This is a genomic window from Bradyrhizobium sp. PRIMUS42 (assembly GCF_023006515.1).
In the GTDB taxonomy this organism is placed as follows: Bacteria; Pseudomonadota; Alphaproteobacteria; order Rhizobiales; family Xanthobacteraceae; genus Bradyrhizobium.
In genome coordinates this window covers 1-4,833 of record NZ_JALBGZ010000499.1, presented here as the reverse complement: position 1 = coordinate 4,833, position 4,833 = coordinate 1, and the positions used below count along the sequence as shown (strand labels likewise).

Genomic DNA, 4,833 nt, shown 5'->3' with positions numbered 1-4,833 from the left:
CGTCAGCCCGCGTCGGCGACGCCCTCGAAGGCGCCGTCGCCCTGAAGCAGGAAGTCCAGCACGACCTCTCGCCGACGGAGAAGCTGGAAGCGTTGCAGTGGAGCAAGGCCGGCAGCGCAGCGACCGCCGTCCCCAGCAAGGCCGAACGCCGCGCCGAAGCCAAGGCCAAGGGCTACGAAGGCGAGATGTGCTCGGAGTGCGGTAACTTCACGCTGGTGCGGAATGGCACCTGTATGAAATGTGATACGTGCGGCTCGACCACCGGGTGTTCGTGAGGCCGGAGCCGAACGAACGACGACGTCACCCGCATCTTAGCGGGCATCCAAAAGGGCGGCCAAAGGGCCGCCCTTTTTCCATTTATGGCTTTTCCAAAGTCAGCCATTATGACAACCTTAGAGGGTATCACATAGCACCCAGACCCATTGCTAGTTTCAAGACTTATTAGGAGAGTTGGATCGTGACCAGCCAACCCGACGCCTTCCTAAGTTATACGCGGCTCGATGATGAGTTCTTTGGTGGCGCAATTACCTCCCTGCGGAAACTCATCGAACTCGGTGTTCAGGTGATTGCCGGGCAGAAGAACTTCAAAATCTATCAAGATGTCGACGGCCTGGAGTTCGGTGAGCAATGGCAGAAAGGCCTCGATCAGGCCGTTGCAAGCGCAAGATTTCTTGTCCCAGTCGTCACTCCACTTTTCTTTCAGAGCGAAGCCTGCCGTGATGAATTGAAGAAGTTCATCACTCACGAGAGCGAACACGGACGCGACGACTTGATACTGCCGATCTATTTCGTCACGGTACCAGCTCTCGAGAAACAGGAATTGCTCCGCGACGACCCACTTGCAGGAGTTATTGCGTCGCGCCAACGCTATGATTGGCGCTCTAAAGCTGACTTGCCAATCAATGACCCGCAAGTAAAGGCCGCGGTCAGGCAGCTATCGGAGAAGATCGGCGTTGCTCTTGCTCGCGTTCAGGGAGATTCGGGAGCCAAGGCTCGACCGGGTGCTCCCCGGGCAATAGTTACCGAAAGGCATCAGGTGGCGGCATTTTCTCAAGCATCGGACGTCATTCGCAGCGAGGAGCCGCAGAAAAAGTCAACGAAACTCAAAAGGATTCTCTGGGTCGACGATAGACCAGACAACAATGTCTACGAGCGTCGCGCGATGGAGGCATACAACGTTGAGTTCGAGTTAGCAGAGTCGACCGGTGAAGCTCTGGCTAAGCTAAGGAAGACTCAATTCGACGCCATCATAAGTGATATGGGTAGACCGCCGGACGCTCAAGCCGGCTACACGCTTCTTAATTCCTTGCGAAGCAGTGGCAACCTCACGCCATTCTTTATCTACGCTGGCTCAAATAGTCTTGAGCATCAGCGTCTTGCCTTGAGTAAAGGAGCACAAGGTTCGACAAATAGAGCGAACATATTGATCAATGAAGTTCTAAACTCGCTGAACGAGTAGTAGTCGCAGCCCCCGGAAGGCCTTGCTCGCGCGAAAGCCATGGTGAACGGCGTCAATTAAATGCAATGCCGCCGTAGTCGAGCATACTTTAGTCTTTCCGCGCACGGCAATGATTGGTAGCCTCTCAACCCATACTTGCATGAACTGGTTTGGGGCGCAGAGGTGATGACACGTGAATGGGGTTGGCCCGCGGGGGCCACGCGGTTGACCAATTAGTTTCCCAAATCGTTTTTTGCATTGAGCACGCTTCTGTTGCTGCAGGCCTACGCCGCAGGGACCTCCGCCCTCCATGCTCAAAACCAGAAATTGGACGCGCGGCAGGGCCACATCTACTTCATCCGGCACCCCAGCGTTTTGAGCCGGCTCGGCAAACCGGATATCAGGGTCGATGGCAAAGTGGTGGGCGAGTTCGCTGTTGCCACATACATCCTCGTGGATCGGCCGGCGGGGCCACACACGATCACCGTCGTTGGGGCGATGGATTCAGTGGGATGCGAGGGCGAGATTCGCGTGCAGCCCGGCATGTCCTACTATTTCGAAATGGGGCCGATCGTGAATACCAACATGGACGCGTTTAATATCGCGTCGATGGGCGTAACCGGACGGCCTGTCCCCTGCCGCAACAGGCATAACACGCCCTACATGTTCTACTCGCTCGATGCGACTGCTGGAGCTGCCGCGGTTTATAAAGGCCCGGAATTAACCCGACGGATGAATTACGGACCATTGCACTAAATTCACTCGATCCGTCCTGCCGATCTGCGGCTTCGCCTCGCGTTTGGTGAACGGCGTCAATCAAGTGCACGGCCACCGTCATCGGGATCTGTTCCGGCTCCGTTGCTCATCAACACCCTGGCGCCGAAATTGCCTTTGCGGCCGAGCCCTTCCCTTCTAAACTCCGACCACCGCCGGCATGAGTTCCAACGGCCCCGGTAGAAGCGGAGTCGAGTTATGCCCAAACCGGAAAGCTTCCCGATCGAGAAGATCTTCGTTCCCACGAAGCAAAAGAAGGCGATCAAGCCCGAGATCGTCGCGGAGATCGCGGAAAGCATGCTGGAGATCGGACAACAGGAACCCATTTCCATCAGGCTCGATGGAGACCGCCTCGTTCTGGTCGAGGGACTGCATCGGCTCGAGGCCTGCAAGGCGCTCGGCGAGACGACCATTCTTGGCGTCCTGGTCCCGGCCGAGATGGCTCAACACAAGCCGCTGCTCGCCGAGCGACCCGAAGTCGAGGCCGAGCGCATCAAGATGGCGCGATTGAAGCAGTTGCGCCTGGAGAAGGAAGCCGCGGAGGCATCGACGGCGGCCCCGAGAGGCAACGCGACGCAAGCGCCGCGCGCAGGTTCTACGAAAGGCCTGCGCGACAATCCGAAGGCATCACCCGTCCGGATGGTGAAAGCGAAACCGAAATCATTGTCGGACTGGATCACGCAGCAGAAGGGCACCGGCAGCCGCTATTGAGGGCCGGCTCGTTGCCAAAGAAGCAGCTTGTGGGACGGGTAGAGCTCTTGCGCGAAAGCCATCACTCCGCACCGGCAATTGATGGTGTTCGCTACGCCCGACATCATCCTACAGGATGATATTGATTGGCGTCATTGAATCACCCAACCTCGTACAATGAAATACTTCCTGCTGTTCGGCGGCGCCCTGGTGATCTGCGTGCTCACATTCGCAGGCGTGCTTTACTGGAAATACGCCAAGCTCATTCCCGAGCCTTCGAGCGAGGTGGTGCAGTTCACGCCCGAGAAGCGAGCCGTTCTGGAGCGGCTGAAAAAGGAAAATAAATTTCAGCCTCACCATTTTCCGCCTCTCGGCTATACCGGCGCCGAAACGCCCGAAGATCTCGCGCGAGCAACAGAGGCCGTCAACGGCGTGATCGATGCGGTTCTCGCGCAACCTAACGGTCCCGTTCACGCGCGCACTGTCTCCAATCCCATCGGAAAAGCGATGAGTCTGGTCTCTCGCTTGGCAACCGAGGATCGCGACCGGACCAGCGGTTACCTTCTAGAAGTCTGGTATATCCTCGGTCTCAAGGGCGCGACCGGCCAATTCGCCTCCGGCGCCGCCTACTCCAAAGCTCCGGGCCACAGCGAACCGCTTCCTCCAGGCTGGACGACGGCGGACCAACCGCGTCCGATCAATCCCTAGCGCGTGAGGTGGATGAGCGAAGCTCAATCCACCTTCCTTATTTCGTCGGATGCGCAGTGGTGGGCTACGCTTGCGGCTAACCCACCCTGCGAAGTCGCCGAAATTTGCTGCTTCCAGCGACTTCCGCGAAAGCGACCTGATCGTCTCACGCCGCTTTCGCCTGCTCCGGCGATGCCGTCTCCATCGCGCGCATGTAGAGATCGAGCAGGCTTTCGCGCTCGTCGCGCTCGTTCTTGTCTTCCTTGCGCAGCTTGATGATTTCCTTGAGGATCTTCACGTCAAAGCCGTCGCCCTTGGCTTCCGCGAAGACTTCCTTCTTCTGCTCGCTCAACTCCTGCATTTCGCTGTCGAGGTTCTCGATCCGCTCGACGAAGGAACGGATCTTGCCGCCGGGAATGGTGATGTCGGACATGGTACCTCTTTGCTGACTGAGGTCGCGAAAATGACCGCAAAGAAATGACCAATGTGTTAACCTCAGCCTCCTGCGCATTGCCTTGTGGAAAAGCCGAGGGAGCCGTTCCATGGCCGAGCTTCGCTTCGATGACGGTGCCGCCTATGAGCAGATGATGGGCGTCTGGAGCCGATCGGTCGGCGAGATCTTTCTCGACTGGCTGAAGCCGGCACAGGGGCTGCGCTGGATCGATGTCGGCTGCGGCAGCGGCGCCTTCACCGAGCTCATCGTTGCGCGCTGCGCCGCCCTCGACGTGCAGGGCATCGATCCCTCGGAGGGACAGCTCGCCTTTGCCCGCGCGCGTCCCGGTGCGCGCGGCGCCGTGTTTCAAACAGGCGATGCCATGGCGCTCCCATTTTCAGCGGCAAGTTTCGATGTCGCCGTAATGGCATTGGTTCTCGTGTTCGTGCCGAATGCAGCGAAAAGTGTCGCGGAATTGGCGCGGGTCGTTCGTCCCGGCGGCCTCGTCGCGACCTACATGTGGGACATGCTGGGCGGCGGATTTCCGCTCGATCCGATCCTCAACGAGATGCGCGCGATGGGACTGACGCCGACGCGTCCGCCGCATATGGAAGTGTCCACCCTTGCGGCTCTCGAGGATTTCTGGAGCGCGGCCGGACTGCTAGAGATCGAGACCCGCCAGATCACGGTGCAGCGGACGTTTGCCGATTTCGACGATTTCTGGAACGTGGAGACCAAGGCCCCCTCCACCGCGCCGGTGATCGCGGCGATGCCGGCGGCCGATGTCGCCGAGCTCACGCGGCGCGTGAGG

At 58.7% G+C, this 4,833-nt stretch carries 7 protein-coding genes; 6 read left to right on the top strand and 1 reads right to left on the bottom strand.

Features of this window, described 5'->3' with window-relative positions; translation table 11 throughout:
- The 5 genes from MOV75_RS27675 to MOV75_RS27655 all read left to right on the top strand — a co-directional run.
- On the top strand, positions 1 to 275 hold a 275-nt coding region (locus MOV75_RS27675), incomplete at its 5' end, for a hypothetical protein (protein ID WP_247006948.1).
- 182 nt (positions 276 to 457) lie between these two features.
- Complete coding sequence (locus MOV75_RS27670; RefSeq protein WP_246927834.1) at positions 458 to 1,459, top strand: TIR domain-containing protein; 1,002 nt, start codon at positions 458 to 460, stop codon at positions 1,457 to 1,459.
- A 252-nt stretch (positions 1,460 to 1,711) separates the two neighbouring features.
- On the top strand, positions 1,712 to 2,194 hold the full coding sequence (locus MOV75_RS27665; protein ID WP_246927832.1) for a DUF2846 domain-containing protein: 483 nt from the start codon (positions 1,712 to 1,714) through the stop codon (positions 2,192 to 2,194).
- 216 nt (positions 2,195 to 2,410) lie between these two features.
- Positions 2,411 to 2,923, top strand: coding sequence for a ParB N-terminal domain-containing protein (locus MOV75_RS27660; RefSeq protein WP_246927830.1), 513 nt, complete (start codon positions 2,411 to 2,413; stop codon positions 2,921 to 2,923).
- Between the two features lie 156 nt (positions 2,924 to 3,079).
- On the top strand, positions 3,080 to 3,610 hold the full coding sequence (locus tag MOV75_RS27655) for a hypothetical protein (protein ID WP_246927828.1): 531 nt from the start codon (positions 3,080 to 3,082) through the stop codon (positions 3,608 to 3,610).
- Between the two features lie 145 nt (positions 3,611 to 3,755).
- Here MOV75_RS27655 and MOV75_RS27650 read toward each other — a convergent pair whose 3' ends face one another.
- The gene (locus tag MOV75_RS27650; protein WP_246927820.1) at positions 3,756 to 4,022 is read right to left on the bottom strand and encodes a DUF2312 domain-containing protein; all 267 of its coding nucleotides are present in this window, start codon (positions 4,020 to 4,022) and stop codon (positions 3,756 to 3,758) included.
- A gap of 109 nt (positions 4,023 to 4,131) precedes the next feature.
- Between MOV75_RS27650 and MOV75_RS27645 the strand changes: the two genes are divergently transcribed.
- A partial coding sequence (locus tag MOV75_RS27645) for a class I SAM-dependent methyltransferase (protein WP_247006947.1) occupies positions 4,132 to 4,833 on the top strand: 702 nt, incomplete at its 3' end.

Bases quoted from the DNA above. Each gene is read 5' to 3' on its own strand.
- MOV75_RS27660 (WP_246927830.1), top strand. From the start codon at position 2,411: ATGCCCAAACCGGAAAGCTTCCCGATCGAGAAGATCTTCGTTCCCACG.
- MOV75_RS27655 (WP_246927828.1), top strand. From the start codon at position 3,080: ATGAAATACTTCCTGCTGTTCGGCGGCGCCCTGGTGATCTGCGTGCTC.
- MOV75_RS27650 (WP_246927820.1), bottom strand. From the start codon at position 4,022: ATGTCCGACATCACCATTCCCGGCGGCAAGATCCGTTCCTTCGTCGAG.